Origin of the sequence: Pedobacter sp. BG31 (genome assembly GCF_042464845.1) — a bacterium.
Lineage (GTDB): Bacteria > Bacteroidota > Bacteroidia > Sphingobacteriales > Sphingobacteriaceae > Pedobacter > Pedobacter suwonensis.
This window is the reverse complement of sequence record NZ_JBHNZK010000010.1, coordinates 157,751-178,129: the sequence shown is the minus strand read 5'-3', so window position 1 is coordinate 178,129 and position 20,379 is coordinate 157,751. Positions and strand designations below refer to the sequence as shown.

Annotated in this window: 11 protein-coding genes; 2 read left to right on the top strand and 9 right to left on the bottom strand. The window is 39.4% G+C overall.

The window, feature by feature from the left end:
* On the top strand, nt 1-240 hold a 240-nt coding region (locus tag ACFE6N_RS13950), incomplete at its 5' end, for a hypothetical protein (protein ID WP_378937394.1).
* Between the two features lie 292 nt (nt 241-532).
* Here the strand turns inward: ACFE6N_RS13950 and ACFE6N_RS13945 are convergent.
* The 9 genes from ACFE6N_RS13945 to ACFE6N_RS13905 all read right to left on the bottom strand — a co-directional run bounded on the left by ACFE6N_RS13945 (nt 533) and on the right by ACFE6N_RS13905 (nt 18,927).
* Nucleotides 533-1,312, bottom strand: a complete 780-nt coding sequence (locus ACFE6N_RS13945) for a dienelactone hydrolase family protein (RefSeq protein ID WP_378937392.1) — start codon at nt 1,310-1,312, stop codon at nt 533-535.
* A gap of 197 nt (nt 1,313-1,509) precedes the next feature.
* On the bottom strand, nt 1,510-3,807 hold the full coding sequence (bglX, locus tag ACFE6N_RS13940; protein WP_378937390.1) for a beta-glucosidase BglX: 2,298 nt from the start codon (nt 3,805-3,807) through the stop codon (nt 1,510-1,512).
* A gap of 167 nt (nt 3,808-3,974) precedes the next feature.
* Complete coding sequence (locus ACFE6N_RS13935) at nt 3,975-5,714, bottom strand: discoidin domain-containing protein (protein WP_378937388.1); 1,740 nt, start codon at nt 5,712-5,714, stop codon at nt 3,975-3,977.
* Nucleotides 5,715-5,729: 15 nt separating this feature from the next.
* Complete coding sequence (locus ACFE6N_RS13930) at nt 5,730-7,118, bottom strand: glucoamylase family protein (RefSeq protein ID WP_378937386.1); 1,389 nt, start codon at nt 7,116-7,118, stop codon at nt 5,730-5,732.
* A gap of 53 nt (nt 7,119-7,171) precedes the next feature.
* Nucleotides 7,172-8,644 carry a RagB/SusD family nutrient uptake outer membrane protein gene (locus tag ACFE6N_RS13925; RefSeq protein ID WP_378937384.1) on the bottom strand — a complete coding sequence of 491 codons (1,473 nt, stop codon included), beginning with the start codon at nt 8,642-8,644 and terminating at the stop codon, nt 7,172-7,174.
* Between the two features lie 11 nt (nt 8,645-8,655).
* Nucleotides 8,656-11,667, bottom strand: a complete 3,012-nt coding sequence (locus ACFE6N_RS13920; RefSeq protein WP_378937382.1) for a SusC/RagA family TonB-linked outer membrane protein — start codon at nt 11,665-11,667, stop codon at nt 8,656-8,658.
* Between the two features lie 371 nt (nt 11,668-12,038).
* Nucleotides 12,039-14,918: a triple tyrosine motif-containing protein gene (locus tag ACFE6N_RS13915; RefSeq protein WP_378937380.1), complete on the bottom strand. Its 2,880-nt coding sequence runs from the start codon at nt 14,916-14,918 to the stop codon at nt 12,039-12,041.
* Between the two features lie 390 nt (nt 14,919-15,308).
* Entirely contained in the window at nt 15,309-16,244 is a 936-nt protein-coding gene (locus tag ACFE6N_RS13910; RefSeq protein WP_378937378.1) for a rhodanese-related sulfurtransferase, read from the bottom strand.
* Nucleotides 16,245-16,479: 235 nt separating this feature from the next.
* A complete protein-coding gene (locus tag ACFE6N_RS13905) occupies nt 16,480-18,927 on the bottom strand; it encodes a DUF5686 and carboxypeptidase regulatory-like domain-containing protein (RefSeq protein WP_378937376.1) in 2,448 nt (815 codons plus the stop codon).
* Nucleotides 18,928-19,171: 244 nt separating this feature from the next.
* Here ACFE6N_RS13905 and kbl point away from each other — a divergent pair, with 244 nt between their 5' ends.
* Nucleotides 19,172-20,359, top strand: a complete 1,188-nt coding sequence (gene kbl, locus ACFE6N_RS13900) for a glycine C-acetyltransferase (RefSeq protein WP_378937374.1) — start codon at nt 19,172-19,174, stop codon at nt 20,357-20,359.
* Nucleotides 20,360-20,379: the final 20 nt, after the last annotated feature.

Here is a 20,379-nt window from a genome sequence, read left to right as displayed (position 1 = left end):
TCTCGTCTTAGCGTCTCGCTAAGAACACCCAATTTACGTGTTCCAAATTTATATGGGTTAAACCAGGCGCTTAGCGATGTGCAAAGATTGCATGACCTTAAGATTTCTGGAGTTTTGTTTTTTGGAGCGCAAAACCTGTATTTATCGGTTACCGCAGTCCCGCCATCACTTCAAGTCATCGGCTTCGTTCCTCAGCCTCCGGGCTTTCCGTTTTTGTCGGGTCTAGGTTACCTAGGTTAACCTAGGTAAGTTAAACCTGACAGGAGCGGGCAGGAGCATCAATTTTTTCAATTGGTGCGAGTAAAGCGGATGGCAGGGCTTTCGAAACCGATCATCTACCAAACCCTGCTTTCCAAATCTTTTACCTGAAAATCAATTTTACATTATCTCTTTTAAATTTAGTCGTTCTGCTGAACTTCCTGCCGGTAGGACAGGTGTTTTAACATCTATTGAAGAAAGCCCCTGAAATAAATCCGATAGCCATCGGATCAGGGTGACGATAGCGAGAAACCTGCGAGGTTCGATTAACTTACTATTTCTTATGCGAAAACAACCAGCTCAATAATTCTGGTTCGGCAAAGGCATTATCCCAGCTATTGTGGTTTGCGTTAGGGTACAGCGTGAATTTAACCTCCCCACCAATACTTTTTAGCCGTTCGGCAATGGCCATAGATAATGCCGGATCTACAATATCATCTTTTGCACCATGAAAAATCCAAAGCGGTATTCTGCTATACTTTTTAATGTTATTGGTATTGTCGCCGCCACAGATAGCAATGGCTGCCGCAAATTTATGCCTCTCTCGCCTCAACACTTCATACGTACCCATAGCGCCCATTGATAGGCCCCCAACATAAACCTGATCTTTGTTTACATAAGGTTTTTTAAGAAAATCTTTGATCATTCCCTGTAAGGCATGCATTATTTTGGTTGGTTTACCGCCTTCTACAAAGCTGAACGTTCTTTTGCCATTGGCATTTTTCTCAATATTAACATTAGCCCAATAATCGTTCTGCGGACATTGGGGGAAAACGATTATAGCAGGGAAATTTTTCCTTATATCATTTCTTAAAAATAATTTTCCACCATGTACCAGTTGACTGGCGTTATCACTGCCCCTTTCTCCGCTTCCGTGTAAAAAGAAAACGATCGGGTATTTTTGGTCGGGATTAAAATTCTCCGGAAATAAAACCCTGTAGTAAATCGAATCCTTTCCTTTAATAAAACTTCCCCTGTCGTATTTTTTTAAGTCCTGAGCATTTAAAAAGAGTACAGGAAAAAGAATGCAAATTGTTAGAATAATCTTTTTCATCTGTTTGTTTATTAATTGTACTTGATTATGTCTGGTTTTCGTGCGCTTAGGTTCGATTGGTTTATAGTAGAAACGAAGCGATCATAGGGCTTAATTAATAGCTGTGCTTTTTGAGATCCTGATCGTTCATTCAGCAAAAATAAAAAACCCTGGCTACTTTACAATAGCTCAGGGTTGATAACCGAACCTAATTGTCTTTATTTCAATGTAAAAGATGCTTCTTTTACATCGCGGGAATTTGTACCGATGAATACCTTGAAATCGCCAGGTTCTGCAGCGAATTTTAAATCAGAATTGTAAAATTTAAGGTCGTTTTCGGAAATATTGAATGTAACCGTTTTGCTTTCCCCGGCTTTTAAATTAATCTTTTGGAAGCCTTTTAACTCTTTAACCGGACGGGTAATGCTTCCAACAAGATCCTGAATGTACAATTGAACAACTTCTTTACCGTCATATTTGCCGGTGTTGCTTAAAGTAACCGATGCTGTGATCGATTTTCCTTTGCTTAAGGTATTGGTGCTCAGTTTAACATCGCTATAATTAAATGTTGTATAGCTCAAACCAAAACCAAAAGGATACAATGGATCATTACTTACATCTAAATAGTTGGACCGGAATTTTTCGAACCATTTACCTTCAGCCAATGGGCGGCCGGTATTTTTATGGGCATAATACAACGGCACCTGACCTACATTTTGAGGAAAAGTTGCGCTCAGTTTGCCTGAGGGATTAACATCCCCGAAGAGGACATCGGCAATTGCATTTCCTGCCTCACTACCCGGGAACCAAACATTTAAAATTGCCGGTATATTCTGCTGTTCCCAATTTAATGCCAAAGGGCGACCTGTAAACAGGACCAATACCACGGGTTTACCAGTTTTAGCCAAAGCTTTTAAAAGGTTTTTCTGTGTTTCAGGAATCTGGATATCGGTTACACTGCTGCTTTCGCCTGTAAATTCAGAACCTTCTCCAATAGTGGCTACAATAACATCTGATTTTTTTGCCACTTCTAAAGCTTCTTTAATCATTTCAGCTTCTGTACGTGGATCACGTTTGTATGTTGGGTTGTGGATGTTTACATAACGCTGCTCCATAGCAGAATCTGCCAGGAAGTTTGCACCGCGTGCAGTTAATATTTTTGCTCTATCACCCAATACATTTTTTAAACCTTGTAGTACCGTTACCGACTTGTCAAAAAGTGCGGCAACACTCCAGGTACCATACATATTAGCGGTATTATCTGCCAAAGGACCGATTAAACCAATGGTACCTGATTTTTTTAAGGGAAGTAGATTATTGTTATTTTTCAACAGCACGAAACTTTCTGTTGCAACTTCGCGTGCCACCTGACGATTAGCCGGGCTAAAAACCTCTTTTTCTGCTCTTTCTGTATTGCAAAATTTATATGGATCTGTAAATAAACCCAACTTGTATTTGGCCTGGAGCACTAAGCGGCAGGCACGGTCTATTTGTGCGATGCCTACTTTTTTCTCTGCCAATGATTTTTTTAAAGTGCCTAAAAAACCTTCGCCTACCATATCCATATCAATGCCGGCATTCAGCGCCAGGGCGGAAACAGTTTGTAAATCACCCATCCCATGTGCAATCATTTCAGGGATGCCGGTATAATCAGTCACTACAAAACCTTTAAAGCCCCATTGATTTCTCAAAACATCTGTCATTAGCCATTTGCTTCCCGTAGCCGGGATACCATCCACTTCGTTAAAGGAAGCCATAATGCTTGCTGCACCGGCATCAACAGCAGCTTTATAGGGCGGGAAATATTCGTTGTACATCCGCACTTTGCTCATATCGGTTGTATTATAGTCTCTGCCTGCTTCAGCAGCACCATAAAGCGCATAATGTTTTACGCAGGCTAAAATCTCGTTATTGGCCTGAAGTTTTCCCTGATAACCTTTCACCATGGCGGCGGCAATTTGCGAACCTAAATAGGGGTCTTCTCCACTTCCTTCTGAGATGCGTCCCCAGCGTGGATCCCTGGAAATATCGACCATAGGGGAGAAGGTCCAGTTAATTCCACTTGCGCTGGCTTCTATAGCAGCTATACGTGCCGATTTTTGTATGGTTGCCATATCCCAGATACAGCTAACGCCTAAAGGAATCGGGAAAACGGTGTTGTACCCATGGATCACATCCATTCCGAATAGCAGTGGAATTTTCATACGGCTGTTTTCTACCGCTATTTTTTGTACCGCTTTAATTTTATCTACCCCCTTAATATTGAATAAACCCCCAACTTGTCCGGCTTTAATTTTTTTTGAAATGTCGCTGCTGTTGGCTTGTCCTGTAGTAATATCACCCGAACTTGGCAAATTCAACTGACCTATTTTTTCATCAACGGTCATTTTCGCCATGAGGTTGCTGATGAAGGCATTCATCTTTGCTTCTTCTGCCGAAACAGTTTTTTTGGTCTGTGCCGATCCGTTCAGCACAAAAAGGGTTAAAAAAACAACCAGGATATTCGCTCTCTTCATTATATATGCGTTTTATTCTTTATTGATCAAATTCTTGCCGGCACTCATTAAAAACGAATGCCTGAAAACTTAACGATTCTATTGTTTTACTTTTAATCGTTCAAAACGATTGGCTTTGTCCGCGCTCGTTAGAAACGGGCGCGAGCTGTTTATTTGTGACCATTTATTTAATCAACTTTTTTTACTTCGGTTTTTACCGAAACGCCATTTTCATTGATGGCTTCCATAGCAAAATAATACGCTTTCTTACTGTCCATCGCCTTAAACCAGTATTCGTTAAAATCGTGGATCATGATGCAGTTGTACAGTTTATCCGAGGCTGTACCATAGTAAAGGTTATAGGCAAATGCATTATCAACAGGTTCCCATTTGATATAGGCACTACGTTTATCTTTTTCTGTTCTTAAAACGATCAGGTTGTTTACCTGAGAGGGTTTTTCGCCATTCCCATTGCCGAAAACGCGTAAGCCACTAATGGCAAATTTCCCGGTAGGCATATGGATGTTTACCATTTTGATAAACCTGGTTTTAACCGGTTTTGGCAATTCAATATAATCATGCGGAACATCTGTTTTGTTTTGGCTTTTATCAACCAAAGTCGTCCATTTTTTGCCGTCAACTGATGAAAGGATTTTATATTGATGATAAATTCCCATCTGTTTTCCTAAAAATTCGGCATCCTGATCAGCATAATTAATTTGTATGGAATTAACGGTTGCAAGGCTCCCTAAATCAGTCTGGATCCATTCGCCGTTATCAGCTGTTTTGGCACTCCAATACGTTTTAATATTTTCATCAACTGCATTATTGGCGTTAAAGCCGCCAAGGGTAGAAGATACAGTTACCGGTTTTTTATAGTTAATGAGCATCCACCCGGGACCGGCAGGCCCACTTTCTTTCCTTTCGGCAGGTAAATAAAGCGGATAATCACCAAATGCGGTATTGGTCCACATTACATCGTCCTGATCAAAACCAGTTGGCCAGATGCCCATGCGGCGTTCCCATGTGTTTTTTACGCAGATAATGCTGGTAGAAATGTGCCAATAATTTTTGTTGTTATCCTGAAAGGTTGCTCCATGTCCTGCACCGCGTGAAAATCCCCCACCTTTATAACTTAACGGATCAGATTGCGGTGTGGTAGGCGTATCATAAAACAGCGGTTTGGTACCTACAACCACACCATCTGAATAGCCACTAAATTCGGTTCCCGGTGCACCATATTGGAAATAATATTTGCCATTATGTTTGGTCATCCAGGCACCTTCGGCAAAAGGGTCGAGAAAGGTATTGTCCATATACTCCCCAAAACGCTGCCAGCCATAGCGCCAGCTTTCAAGTAAATACATTGGTGTACGGGTACCTTTGGGTTTAAAAGTTTTGCGGTCGAGCTCTACACCATACATGGGGTAATTATTGCTACTACCGTTGTACATATAAAACTTACCATCATCATCGGTAAAAAAGGCTGGATCCCAGCCACCTATTTCCAAGGAATCAACTAAAGGAAACCATTTGTTGCCTTTAGGGTCTGTACTGCCCCAAAGAGTGAAGTTTTTAGTATAAGTGCTGCCAAAAACCACCATGGTATCGCCAACAATGCCCACGCCGGGCGCACAGAGTTCATCTTTGGTTTTGTTCCATGGACGCAAAAATTTTCTTTCGTGGAATTTCCAGTTCAGCATATCGGCACTATGCCAATAACCCCATTGGTTGGTACTAAACAGGTAGAAATCGCCCTTATAGTTTACAATAACCGGATCGGCTGTAGCCCTGTGTTTGCCCCATTCAGTAAAAGACTCGAAAGGCGTATAACCATAATCTACATTGATGGGATTACAGTAGGTTTTTTGCTGGGCCCGTGATGTAATAGTTAAGCTGATTAATATGATGAATAGGATATTCTTCATTTGATGTAATGATTATCAATTTTTCTTCAATGCCGGGCTTTCAAATCCCAATTTAATTAAGCCTTTCTGTACGTCTGGATTGTTCATAAATAGTTTCCAAAGTAATCCCGACCGGTAATTTTCAATCATCACCACAATTGGTCCCTGATCAATACCCAAATATCTTTTAGGATACCAATTATCGGTCTCTGAAAACGCATCGTAGAAACCGTATTTTCCCCAAACTTTGTCGCCCAGATCTTCATAGAGGTGCCTGATCACTTTAATCGATTCTTTTGGGGTATAGGGGATAGAGGATATGGCTGCGGTAGGAGAGATTACGCCAAAATCCTCTTGTATACTGTGAGCGGCATATCCTTTTACAGAATAACTGGCCGTTAAACCCCAGCTATTTTGGCCATAGCCTTTAAATTTCTTTGGATTAGTTACGCAATAATCATGTATGGCTAATGTTTGATTGACATTATTTTGCCAATAATCGGCATAGCGGTCTTTTAATCCTTTTGGATTTAAACCTAAATAGGAATAGTGCGCCCAGAATAACGGACCCACAGAATTTTTTGCACCTTGATAATCTAATGGGATATGATGCCCGTATAGATCGAAATTTGCCTTGATTGCTCCATTTCTTGCCCAGCCTTCATGGTAAACTTCGGCTGGTATACTATGGGTAGGGGAAGAGGCTCCCAATACGTACATAATTAAACATTCGTTATAGCCTTTAACAGGAAAATTCATTTCCCACTGGTATTCCGGCGACCAATGCCAGTACAATACATTCTGGCTACCATTGCGGTACCAGTTAAAATCAATACCTTTCCAAAGTTTGTCAGCTTTTTCAGCTAAAGCTTTTTCGGCATCTGTTCCGTTTTTATAATATTCTTTAATGCAGATTAATGCCTGTGCAACAAATGATGTTTCTACAAGATCGCCCCCGTTGTCTTTTTGTCCGAATGGACGTACTTTACCGGTTTCGCCATAAATCCAGTGTGGCCAGGCACCATGAAAGCGATCTGCTTTGGATAGAAAATCCAATATTTTATTTAACCGGTCTAAACCTTCTTTTTTAGACACATAATTTCTGTCAATCCCGCTTAAAATAGCCATCAAGCCAAAACCAGTAGCACCGGTTGCAACGGTGTTCTTGTCATTTTCGGGATAAACATTATCTACATGATAACGTTCGCGACCGGCACCAGATGTCGGTTCTGCACCATCCCAAAAATACTGGAAAGTCTGTTTTTGAACGAGGTCAAGCAATTGCTCATCACTAAGGTTTTTTTTAATGCTGAGGTCAGGATTATAGACCTGAGTTTTGGCTTTAGAGCATGCACCGAAAACCAACAACGAAACCAAGATAATTGATAATAATGAAATTCTTGTAGGATAGATTTTTAACATCATAGAAGTGTGAAAAAAGGGTTGCCAGTTATCTGGCAACCCTTTAAAATTATGTTTTAGTAACCAGGATTTTGCTTAAGCAAACCTCCACTTAAATCAATTTCAGTTTGTGGAATTGGCCAAACTTCATTTTTATTGGCTTTCCATCCTTTAGGACCAAATACGGTCAATGCTCTTCCTTGTCTGATTACATCGAAATAACGATCGTTTTCCATCGCAAGCTCAACCTGTCTTTCTTTCCAGATAGCTGTTCTTAATGCCGTCTGGTCCGTTGTAGTCACATCAGGTAAAATTGCAGGATTTGAACCTCTGGCACGTTTACGCACTCTGTTTAATGAGGTAAGTGCCTGTGAAGGATTTCCTAATTCGTTAGCAGCTTCCGCATTCATTAGCAAAATATCTGCAAATCTTAATACCCTTATGTTCTGTTGAGCGCCTTCATTGAAGCCTGATACTCTGGTGTTAAACGGAACATAAGATTTTTGATTATAACGTGGATTCGGTACAGAAGTTGGAACAAGGTCGCCTTGTGGAGTAGTCTCTCCTCTGAAAAGAATGGTCGCATCTTTCCTTGGATCTCCGGTTTCATAAGCGCCTTCCAATTCTGCAGATGGTGTGTTAAAACCCCATCCCATTACGCCTGCCACTCCCTGAACCTGACTGTATTGAGAATTAGATGCAGCAGCGTTGCCTTGAATTAAAGAAGCTTGTACTTCAAATAAAGATTCTACACTGTTTTCATTTGCTTCCCTAAATCCTTTTTCATAATCAGGAAACAGATCGTATCCCAAAGTCATTACCTGATTGGTTAGCGCCAGTACATCAGCCCATTTTTTCTGATACATGGCAACTTTTGCTTTCATGCCCAATGCAGCGCCTTTTGTTGCTCTACCTAAATCAGTTGCCGGATAAGACTGTGGTAACACAGCAGCCGCCTCTGTAAGGTCTTTTTCTATCTGCGCATATACAGCTGCTTTATCAGACTGAGGAAGGTTGTATTCTGAATTATCTTTAGGAACGTTTAATCTTAACGGAACGTTTCCGTAAGCCCTAACTAGTCTGAAGTAAGAGTATGCACGTACAAATTTTGCCTCGGCAAGATATCTGGCTTTTAATGTAGCGTCCATATTGATGTTGGGTACATTATCCAACACCTGGTTACAAAGATTTATATTTTGATACTGCCCCGTCCAAAAGCCCAATAAAGATCCTTGAGTAGAAGTTACTGTAAACTGATCAAAAAGGTTAAAGAAAGTTGCATCGGTAGGGGTACTGCCTTTGTCTGCCTCATCTGATCCGGTACTTTCAATAGCAATTGCGTTAAATGCCACGTTATCCCAGCTACGTAAATTGGCATAAATGGCATTTACACCTTTTAAAGCATCGTCACCTGTTTTCCAAAAGGTAACAGATGGTTGCTGGCCTTGTGGCGGAACATTAAGGAAGTCTTTTTTACAAGATGCGGTAAAAAGCATTGTACCTAAGGCTGTAGCCACAAGGCAAGACTGTATATTTATATTTTTTTTCATTTTGATGTCGATTAGAAAGTTACGTTAACTCCGAAATTATAAGTTGCGAACAAAGGATAAACGTTTGTATCTATACCTGCATTGGTTGGCGTTCCACCTACCTCTGGACTAAATCCTTTGTATCCAAAAATGTTAACAGCATTCTGAGCATTTAAAAATAACCTTAAACGTTGCATTTTCCATTTATTAACAATTGCAGTTGGTAAGCTATAACCCAGTTGGATGTTTCTTAATCGGATATAATCACCCTTTTCTACATAAAAGGAGTTAGGTGCATTGTTTAAGCCTCCCGCTAGGTTTGCTGAAGCATAGGTATTGGATGTACCCGCACCAGTCCAGCGGTGATCAAAGAAATCTTTGGTGTAGTTTTCATTACCAAAACGGTTGCTTAGATTAGCGTTAAATACATCAACATCGGCAACACCTTGAATATCGAGTGTTAAATCGAAGTTTTTATAGGCAAAGTTTGTATTTAAACCATAGGTGAATTTAGGATTTGGGTTACCCAGAACAATTCTATCAGAAAGGTCAATTTTTCCATCACCATTAATATCAGCATATTTAAAATCGCCTTTTTTGAAACCTGGGCATGCTGCTGCCTCCGCATCTGTTTGGAAAACGCCTATAACCTGATAGCCGAAAAACTCGCCGATAGGGCGGTTATTAATCGTTCTTGTAGATCGATACCCACTAGTGATTCCATCTCCACCTTTGTAAATTGGATTCGCGCCAGATGTTACATTCATTACCTTATTATTGTTGATGCCAACGTTTCCACTGATCGAGTAAGTAAAACCGCCCGCTGTTTTATCTGCCCATGTGGCCAAAAACTCAAAACCACGATTGCGGATATCTGCCTGGTTGGCAATTAATGAACTATTTACAGTACCTAAACTACCTAATACAGGGATATCGAAAATAGCCTGTTCCGTTTTTCTGTTGTAATAATCAGCTTCAATGGTTAACCTGTTGTTTAAAAAGCCCATTTCTAAACCTACATCTGTACCCGCACTTCTTTCCCAGAATAGTGTAGGAGGTACTAAAGATCTGATGCTTGCGCCAGTATAGGGTATGCCACCAAAAATGGCGATTAAGGCTGCTGATTGATCTACCGTTTGAGTAGAAGGGTTGAAAGGAACGCCGGCATTACCCACTTTACCCCAGCTTCCCCTTAATTTTAAATTGCTGAAGATTTTTTGATCTTTCATAAAATCTTCATTGCTGATTACCCAGCCTGCACCGATTGAAGGGAAGTTACCCCAAACATTATCAGAACCAAAAAACTGTGAAGCACCATCTCTTCTAACAGATGCATTGATTAAATATCTGTTTTTGTAACCGTAATTTACCCTGGCGAAATAGGATGCAAAGGTTGATAACTCGCCCCTGTCTACTATACCTCGGCTAGCTGCATCACCCAATGCCAGATACAAATCTCCTTCTGAAGTATAGGGTACGTTTAATGCTTCTGCATTAATGGCATAAAGTTTATTGCGCTGAGCGGTTTGTCCCAATAAAACAGTTAAGCTATGATCTGCCCACTTTTTATCATACGTCAGCGTATTTTCGATAATCCAGTTTCTGTTTTCAACGCGATCTATATCCAGTTTACTGTTTGTATTTTGCTGGGTATTACTTGCTTTGTAAACCGGTACATATCCCCTAACTTCTTCCTGGCCAAAATCACCGCCAAAGCTCGTTTTAAAGGTAAAGTTCTTTAGGAATTTTAATTCCGCATAGATATTACCGGTAACTTTATACTTTGTGGTGTTTTGATTAAAGAAATCAAGTGTAGCCTGAGGGTTCATGTTACTTCCGTTACCAAGTTTAAATGCATTTGGATCGCCGTAGCTGCCATCTGCATTAAACACAGGAACCACTGGTGATGCTGCATATAGTGCCCTAAAAATACCTGAAGGGGCATCTTTTGATTTGCTAGAGGTAGCAGTTACATTATAACCCACTTTTAAGGGCTCAAAAATTTGGAAATCGTTTGATAATCTTGCTGTATATCTTTTATAGTTATTGTTTTTTACGATACCATCCTGATCTAAATAACCAAGCGATAGGTTGTAAGTGGATTTTTCTGTTCCACCACTTACGGATAGCTGGTGGTTGGTTACCAAAGCTTCCCTTAAAATTACATCGTACCAGTTTGTGCCTTCGCCCAGATTGGTATTTGCGAATAAAGGAGCCACTGGTGGATCTTGTAAGCTGTATGCCTCATTTACAGCAGTGGCATATTCCGATGCATTTGCCATTTCAACCTGATTGGTTACTTTCTGAAAACCTACCGTTCCGTTGTAGTTAATAACCGCATCGCCTCGTTTTCCCTTGTTGGTAGTTACCAAAACTACTCCATTTGCAGCCCTGATACCGTAGATAGATTGAGAAGAAGCATCTTTTAATATACTGATGCTTGCGATATCTGCAGGATTTAAGAAGTTAATGTCGTCATACCAAACCCCATCAACCACGTATAGTGGGCCAGTTTTGCCATAAATTGTTCCGGTACCCCTAATGGTAATGGTTGGTGAAGCACCTGGAGTTCCTACGTTTGTGATGGAAACACCGGCAACCTTTCCTTGTAATGCACTTACCGGATTGACAGAAGGTTGTTTGGAAATATCCTCGCCCTTAACATTTGCCACAGATCCAGTTACATCAATTTTTCTTTGTGTACCATAACCTACCACCACAACCTGCTCTAATTGCTGTGTAGAAGATGCCAATGATACATTAATGGTAGTTTGATTGTTTACAGCTTGCTCAGTTGCTGTGTAGCCTACAAAGTTGAATACTAATGTAGCGTTGGCCGGCGCGCTAATAGAGTAGTTGCCATTTACATCTGTTTGGGTGCCACTTTGTGTGCCCTTAATTAAAATAGATACGCCAGGTAATGGGGTCTTGTCACCGCCATCGATTACCTTACCTTTTACAGTAATGTTTTGCGCTAATGCTACGTTAATTGTTAGCAAACAAAATGCAGCGAGAACAGAAATTCTTGTAAAGATTCTTTTCATGCTTTATTATAAATTTAGTTTAATTGTTAGTTAAATGTGGGGTTGTTTTGGTAGATGTGCAAGTGATTTTACCTCTACATTAATACATCATCATAGCCGTTGGAGTTTCGAAGACAAATAAACCAAGCGCGATTTCAGGTCAAAAACAGAGTTTTTTCCAGTTTTAATGGAATGTTAGCATCTTGCTTTGTGTAAAAAGTACACCAAGTATTTTGTGGGGATCGCAAAATTGTGATGAGAGGTAATGATGTAGTCCCTGACGAACCGAAAAATCGTAAAAAGCCGCGAAAACGATTTTTTAAAATAATAATCGTTAAATGATGATGTGTTGGCTTTGCATGGATAATCATTAAAAAAATGAAATCCAAAGGCTAGAGTTCCATTAAAAATTCGGTTAAATTTTTGTCGTGTGGCACCTCGAGTTTTTTACGTAAACGGTACCGGCGAATTTCAACTCCTCTTAAACTGATATTCAATAACGACGACATCTCCTTACTGCTCATGTTCATCCTCAAATAAGCACATAGTTTTAAATCATTCGGGACCAGATCAGGATGCTGGGCTTTTAACTTTTTAAAGAAGCTCTCATGGGCTTCGTTAAAACTGTTCTCGAACAGGTGCCAGTCGCGTTCATCATTCATCCCGTCGTTGATCACCTTTTGTATTTTACGGGTCTGCTCTTCCGAAAGTTTCTTACCATTTTCATCCTTTAACTTGGTAATGTCGTCAGCCAGTTTTTGAAGCAACTCGTTTTTGTATACCAATGTCATTGCAGAATTAGCCAACTCCCTATTCTTCGAAGCAAGTTCAGCCTGGAGTTTTTCCGTTTGTAATTTAATAATCTGCTTTTCGCTTATTTCAGCTTCCTGCCTCAATTTTTCTTCCTGCTCTGCTTTTAAACGATCGGTAATTTTCTGACTATCACGCTGCAGTTTCTTTTCGTATATTTTTTTACCTAAAATTAAAACTGCCACAAACAGGATGGTATATAATAAAATAGCCCAATTGCTCAAATACCATGGTCGTAGGATGGTAAATGTATAAATGGTTTCATTACTTATTGTATTATCGTCAACTTTTGCCCTCACTTTAAAGGTATAAGTGCCTGCGCTTAAATTGGTGAAATCTTTTTGCGTAGCCGAAGACCAATCAGACCAGCTGTGTGAATAGCCTTCCAGATAAAACTGGTATTTCACTTTAGCTTGTCGGTAATAAGGAAGCGCATAAGAGATGCGGATATTGTTTCTGCTATTATGGATTTCTGCTTCTTCGTTGCTATTTCCACCTTCACTGATTAGTGAGAATTTGTCAGTAATATCTTCTACCCGTCTGATTAAAACAGAAGGTAGTTTTTTCTTTTCCTGGTTGAGCTGTTCAGTAGGATTATAGATTACAAAACCATCATCAACACTGATGAGATAAATGGAGTTACTGATGCGACTGATATTTTCATAGTATTGCACCATCCGGCCATCCAAAATGCTGAATTGATTAGAATCTATTTCAACCTTGCCCGGCTCACTAAAGTTAACCATTGCCGTTTTGCCATGATTAATAAACCAGTATTTTTTACTTCCTGCGGGGATGATTTTATTGGAAGTTTCGAATGAACCCAGGCTTTTATTGAGTGCCTCATATTTGGTGAATTTGTTGCTGAGTTCATCATAGGTATAAAAGCCTGCATCAGACGAAAAAACAATTTTATTCTCCAGGTTGAAAATGTTAATGTTATAATTACCGGGTAAGCCATTCTTCTCATCAAAGTATTTAGTGCTCGTTACTCTGGTGTAATCGGGGCTAAGGCTTAATTTAAATAAACCTTTATAGGCATGTCCAACCCAGATGTCTCCTCTGTTATCTTGTTCAACATATCTGGAAGGCGCTTCAAAGCCAGCTATTTTAGTCGCGAACTTTAATCCAGAACCTGGCGACTTAGTAAATAAAGATAAGCCTGTATAAGTTCCCTGAACAAGGTAATTTGGATTTGAATTTAGTTTTTTGATGGTCCAGCCACCGGCCGACCTCGATATCCATTCTATTTTATCGCCCAAAACTTTAAAGGTACCGCTGTTATGACCGCAAATTAGCTCATTATCGATAACTGTCAGCTCCCAAACCTGACCCTGCGAATTAGGAATTAAACGGAAATTGAAAGGCAAAAGATTATCTGGCGACCACTCGCTGTAAAACAGCCCTTGATTAGTGCCTAAGTAGATTTTATTGTTGAAAATAATACTGGAATAGACCGTTCCAAACTGACCAGTTTTATCGAAGTAAAAATATAAGGGCGAATTCAGTTCTATCCGGTCGATTCCGTTGTCAAGTCCTGTCCAGAGATTTTGCTCGTTATCCGCGTATAAGCTTAAAACCGTATTATTCTGCAAACCGCTAGATTTATTGATCCGCTGTACAATTTTTCCATTTTCATCGAGTATGATCAAACCGTTAAGAATGGTACCATATGCGAAATACTTGCCCAACAAACTTACTCCATTGTTGAGCTGGTAGGTTTTCAGGTAGTTATTAGCGGGAGTATTTAAAGGCGTAAAATCGTTGCCATCATAAGTAAACAATCCCTGTTTGCTTGTCCCGATAATCAGGCCAGTATGCTTATAGGGAAGAATAGATAATATACCCTCTTTGCCTAGTTTGTCACTATTGTGAATATAGACTAACTTGTTGCCGAGCAGTTCAAATAAGCCTTTTTCCAGCACTTCTATAAAGTATCTGTTATTTACCTTATGCAGAAATAGAAATGATGCCGGTGACTTTATCACCTCTATTTTATTATTTTTATAGATAAATATTTTGGAAAAGGACTGGAAGATTACCCTATCCGGATCGACATAGATTTTCCATACCTCATCATCTATTTTTATCCCTTTCGGCAGCAGACTGGTAAGTGAATGGTAGCTTAATTTATTGTTTTTAATTGCCCAGTAACCAAATTCGCCAAAACTACCGGTATAAATTTTTCCACTTTTATCGGTGGCTACAGCTCTAACAATCTGTCTGTTCGGCATTCGGTATTTCTGCCAGTAACGTCCATCGAAAGTTAACAATCCTTCCGCATTGCCAAAGTACATTACACCATTTTTATCTTTGGCTATGCTCCAGTTCTGATTTCCTGACGCATAAACCGCTTTTGGATAATTTTCAATGTAAGGAACGCCAATACTTTTAATTTCTGATGCGGCGCTGGTTATAGTAACGCAGGATAATAATAGTAAAAGCCTGAAGTAGTTTAGCATAAAGTGATATTGGGTACACCCATTATGCCACAAAGTAAAGAAAAATTGTTAGAACATGCGAGAGGTGATGGATGTTAAGGATTCAAGCATGAAAAGATCGAAATTTTAGTAGTTCCTAAAATTGCCGACATTTCGAGGGGTAATTTATTGCATTAAATCAATATTAGTGATATAAAATTTAAGGAAGTAGCGCACTAAACCTAAAGGATCAGCACGCTACACTGGCTAGTTCTTGACCGCCCATGAAACAAAAATAAAATATTTTATTTGCAAATCGGCTGCAACGAAGTCGAGAACCACGTAAGTGCTCAGCGAAGCTAAATCTGTTTCAACAGCGCTTTCCATTTCACTGCTTTCCAGTCGAAATGACGATCTTTCTATTAATTTTCTCTACCCTTTTACCGCTACCGGCTGCGGAACCTTCACATAGTAACCTGTACCATCGTAAGGGCGTTTGCGCGGATTGGTTGTGCATGCTACCGAGCAGCAGCCCTGAAGCTGTTCTCCACAGGCGTCACATTGGGTAATATGCTCATTGCACTCAGGATTGGCACAGTTAATCATTTTTGGCGTCGTAACTCCGCAATTATAACAAACTGAAACCACTGTTGGGTTAACCTGGTTCACATCCACCGCTATTCGGTTATCGAATACGTAACATTTACCTTCGAAATCTTTTCCGCCAGCTTCCTTGCCATATTTGATGATGCCACCATGTAATTGATAAACATCGTTAAAGCCATGGTGTAACAATAGGGCAGATGCTTTTTCGCATTTAATCCCACCCGTGCAATAAGTAAGTATTTTTTTGTCTTTATATTGGGCAAGCTGGTTAATCTGCTCAGGAAAATCACGGAAATTCTCTATGTCGAGGGTTACCGCATTTTTAAATTTGCCAAGATTATGTTCATAATTGGAACGTACATCCAGGATTACTACATCCTCGTCATCCTTCATTTTCATAAAATCGACCGGTTCTAAGTGCTTACCGGTTTGTTTGTTGGGATCGATAATTGTCGTGTCCCTTAAACCAGAATGCACAATTTCCGATTTGTAACGGCAATGCATTTTCAAAAATGAAAGCTCTTCTACGTCGTCAATTTTAAATTCTGTTTTGGCAAACCTTTCATCAGCATGTATCGCTTTCATATAAGCTTCGCAGGCTTCCGGAGTGCCCGATATGGTACCGTTTAACCCTTCGTCGGCCACGATGATACGGCCAACAAGACCTAAAGATTTGCAAAATTTAAGATGATCGGCTGCAAATTGCTCTGCCTCTGCTATGTGGCTATAGCAATAGTAAAGTAGTGTCTGATATTTTTTCATAACGCTGTTGATACCGTTGCAAACGGCGTTTAAAGCGGTGCAAAGATAGTAAAAAAGGTTGAAGGTAGAAGGGGCTTAAGAAGGAAGGTTTTTTATGATGTAAAATGGAAAATGTAGAATGGATTGCAAACCGCCCTTTCAGCAACTTCTTTACTGAATAGATAAATTATATAAAAAAGTAAGATGGAAAATGTGTTGTCTACCATCATCCATCTTACATAAAATATCTTCCCTATTAGAATCCGTACGCGATCCTGAATCCCTGCGTCAACTTACGTCCGCCATCATAGGCAAAGCCGTAGCTGGCACGCAATACCAGGCGTTGGATACCGAAATAGAATTCTTTATAATTCCTTTTTTCGGGAGACGATAAATAACCTCCACCAATAAATTCCTCCAGTTTTGCTTTACGCAACAAGGGAATTTTATTCATAAAGAAACCCGCAAAATTATGTTCTAAATGGGCTTCGAAATACTGTTGATTGGTGCTAAACTGATAGAAGTCGAGGTACTGAAATTTTCTGATATTAGGAGGGAAAATAGTCGAGATGTTACCTGCGAAATGTTTGAAGTCAGGATAATACATGTTTTTATTGTTCAAAAATTTACCCACACCGGCCAAAAAAGAGGTATAGCCCCATAATCCCATCCCGATCCTGTCTTGAGAAACTTCCAGCTTCACAAAATCGTAGTCAATATCGCTGTTCAATACACCATTAAAACCTTTTTTATATAATAATGTAATTTTTGGGAACTTCGATTCGGTATAAAACTTGCCATCCGGACGGGTGATATACTGCTGTCCGAAGGTATAGGTTAAACTTGCCGTTGCGCTGAAAGAATTATATGTAGGGAACAGCGGTATCTCTTCATTTGGACTGAAAGGGTTGTTCGAAGTAAATTCGAGGTCCTTAACGTCTATAAATTTGAAGTTGGTATTATTGGTGAGGTTTTTATTCCTGCTATAATCCAAGGCCAAACTTCCCTGAAGGCCGGAGACGAGCTCGCGGGTGGTATTAATATTTATAAAGCTCTTTTCGTAAAATTTGGCAAAGTTTTTTTCATAAAATAATGAGTTAATGGTATTGCCAAGCTGTGTCATAGAGCCCAGATTGTTCAGATCGAATATCCCATTTCCGAATGATGCGCCAACACTGGCCCGCTTACGTGGGTTGTAATAATAGCTTCCGCTCAGACTTCCGGTAAGCTTCTGGTTGGCGAAACCAAACCTCAACTCAGGTCGGATGGAATAAGATCTTCTGTTCTCAAAATCCTTACGATAGGTAACACCATATTTTATGGCAAATCCTTCTACTGTATTGTAAAATATAGCTTTTAATACAGGGTCGAAACTCCAATACTCTTTATCGTACCGATCATTGATACTTACACCCCTGAGCAAAAGCTTACCTATTCCGAATTTGTTATTTTCTCTTTCAAGAGAATCGAGATATTTTTTCGATTCTTTTAGTTTCGCTATGCTATCTTTTTTGACATAGTTGATCTTTTCGTCTTCCGTTAGCGGGATAGGCCTGTTGTTTTTCCAATAAATGGAATCTTTTTTATTTACCATTTCGGTAACTTTTAAGATCTCCCCATTAAAAAAGTGTTTTGGGAATTTAGGATCAAGGTTATAATTGCTGTAAATACCAACATAATAACCGTCTATTTTAAATCCCAGCACATTACCGCCAAATTTAAAGTTAATGGCAGTAGGCATATACGCTTCATTAACCTTGGTAAACTGCTGGCTGATGTGCAGCGTATCAATAAAATTGATGCCTGCTTTTTTGGTGAGGTAAACATCGGTATTGTAAATTCTCCAGCTATTATCGATAATATAAATAATTCCCCTGAAAACAGGGTCGTTCTCGCGACGTGGAATCACTTCTATTTTATGGATAGTTTCCCCATTTTCATTGCTTTCCCCTAATAATTTATATTTATAATAAAAAAGGGCATTATCTGCGATAGGTGAAATGTATCCTCTTGTACTCAATTTGTTTTCGAGCAGGTAATTATCGTAAAAATTGATGATCAGATCGGATGCCTTATTAAAACTGAATGTATTGTTTCGGCCGGCAACTTTTGATGAAATCATTTCTTCGTGTACCTCATTGGGCCGTCTGAAATTAAATTTGCTCTGCGATTCTGAAAGGTAAATAATACCCCTCCGGTTAGTGTCAAGTTCCAAAATTTTCTGTATATCCTGACCGAAGAATTTTTTAGGTGCGCCTTTTAACCTTTGCACTCCTTTAATGTATACATCACAGCTAAACGCTTTAACTTCATTCAAGTGTGCTTTTCGTTCTTTAATGGCTTTGCGGATAATGGCATAGGCCGGATCTTCAGCACTGGCCGTGATATTCACGTTTTCTAGCGTATAACTTTCTGATGTTAAGATAACGTTGAGCGATTGATCTGCAGATAAATTGACAATATGATCTTGTTGTTTATAACCAACAGCCCTAAAACTTAAAGTGTATTGACCATTTTTGAGTTTTAACGCATATTTTCCATCAACATTTGCTGATGTTCCTTTGGTGGTATTTTTTAAATAAACAGTTGCAAAAGGAATAGGTTGGCCGCTATTATCTTTAACCATTCCGGTGATGGTAGATTGCTGAGCTAAAATAATATTGGTAAATCCGCAAAAAAACAGGAGCGATAAAATTCTTATCATATGTTGGGTTAGTAAGCTATAAATATCGAATAACTTTAACACTATACACATAGGTGAGTGTTAAAGTTTGTTAAGATCGAAAAAAAAATAATCAGGATAGATGTTGTTTAAAGATTCGTCATAGAAATGCGGAGCTGATCAGTGAAATATTTGTATTCAAAATGTTGGGATAAAATTGCCCTTTTGGGTCGGAAAAGACTTTTTTTTATAACTTTGGTGCTAAATCAACCATTAAAAAAAGGCCATGTACAAAACATTACAACCTGTTCTTCAAAAGGAACTTGAAGAAATCGAAAACGCTGGATTATTTAAACGCGAACGTATCATCATCACCCCTCAGGGTGCCGACATTAAAGTAAGCGGTGGTACTGAAGTGGTTAACTTTTGTGCTAATAATTATTTAGGCCTTTCTTCTCATCCCAAAGTGATAGAAGCAGCTAAGAAAGCAATCGACGATCATGGCTATGGAATGTCTTCAGTTCGTTTTATCTGTGGTACACAAGATGTGCACAAAGAACTTGAAGCAAAGATCTCTAAATTTTTAGGAACTGAGGACACTATTTTGTATGCTGCTGCTTTTGATGCAAACGGAGGGGTTTTTGAGCCATTGTTTAGTGCTGAAGATGCTATTATTTCTGATGAGTTAAATCATGCGTCAATTATAGATGGGGTAAGGTTGTGTAAAGCACAGCGTTTCCGTTATAAAAATGCCGATATGGACGATTTGGAAAAACAGTTAATCGCGGCCAAAGATTGCAGGCACAGGATTATTGTAACTGATGGCGCTTTCTCTATGGACGGTTCTGTAGCACCACTGGATAAAATTGCAGATTTGGCTGATAAATACGAGGCATTAATTATGATCGATGAATCGCACTGTACTGGTTTTATTGGTAAAAACGGTCGCGGAACTCATGAGCATTTTAATGTAATGGACCGTATCGATATCATTACCGGTACATTGGGTAAGGCTTTAGGCGGTGCATCGGGTGGTTTTACTTCAGGCAAGAAAGAAATTATTGATATGTTACGCCAGCGTTCACGCCCGTATTTGTTCTCTAACACTTTAGCGCCGGCAATTGCAGGAGCATCTATAGCGGTATTAGATATGCTGAGCGAAACCACATCATTAAGGGATAAATTAGAAAAAAACACCAAATATTTCCGTGCAAAAATGACAGAAGCAGGTTTTGATATTAAACCTGGTTTCCATCCAATTGTTCCGGTAATGTTGTATGATGCTAAAATTGCACAACAATTTGCTGCTAAAATGTTAGCAGAAGGAATTTATGTAATCGGGTTCTTTTATCCAGTTGTGCCTCAGGGCAAAGCCAGAATCCGTGTACAATTATCTGCCGGGCACGAGCAGCACCACTTAGATAAAGCCATTGCCGCATTTACTAAAGTGGGAAAAGAATTAGGGGTAATTTAAAATCCATAAATTTATATAAA

What these genes read in the sequence shown, in the direction of transcription:
- ACFE6N_RS13905 (WP_378937376.1), bottom strand. Translation starts at nt 18,927, where the DNA reads ATGATAAGAATTTTATCGCTCCTGTTTTTTTGCGGATTTACCAATATT.
- ACFE6N_RS13910 (WP_378937378.1), bottom strand. Translation starts at nt 16,244, where the DNA reads ATGAAAAAATATCAGACACTACTTTACTATTGCTATAGCCACATAGCA.
- ACFE6N_RS13920 (WP_378937382.1), bottom strand. Translation starts at nt 11,667, where the DNA reads ATGAAAAGAATCTTTACAAGAATTTCTGTTCTCGCTGCATTTTGTTTG.
- kbl (WP_378937374.1), top strand. Translation starts at nt 19,172, where the DNA reads ATGTACAAAACATTACAACCTGTTCTTCAAAAGGAACTTGAAGAAATC.
- bglX (WP_378937390.1), bottom strand. Translation starts at nt 3,807, where the DNA reads ATGAAGAGAGCGAATATCCTGGTTGTTTTTTTAACCCTTTTTGTGCTG.
- ACFE6N_RS13945 (WP_378937392.1), bottom strand. Translation starts at nt 1,312, where the DNA reads ATGAAAAAGATTATTCTAACAATTTGCATTCTTTTTCCTGTACTCTTT.
- ACFE6N_RS13915 (WP_378937380.1), bottom strand. Translation starts at nt 14,918, where the DNA reads ATGCTAAACTACTTCAGGCTTTTACTATTATTATCCTGCGTTACTATA.
- ACFE6N_RS13925 (WP_378937384.1), bottom strand. Translation starts at nt 8,644, where the DNA reads ATGAAAAAAAATATAAATATACAGTCTTGCCTTGTGGCTACAGCCTTA.
- ACFE6N_RS13930 (WP_378937386.1), bottom strand. Translation starts at nt 7,118, where the DNA reads ATGATGTTAAAAATCTATCCTACAAGAATTTCATTATTATCAATTATC.
- ACFE6N_RS13935 (WP_378937388.1), bottom strand. Translation starts at nt 5,714, where the DNA reads ATGAAGAATATCCTATTCATCATATTAATCAGCTTAACTATTACATCA.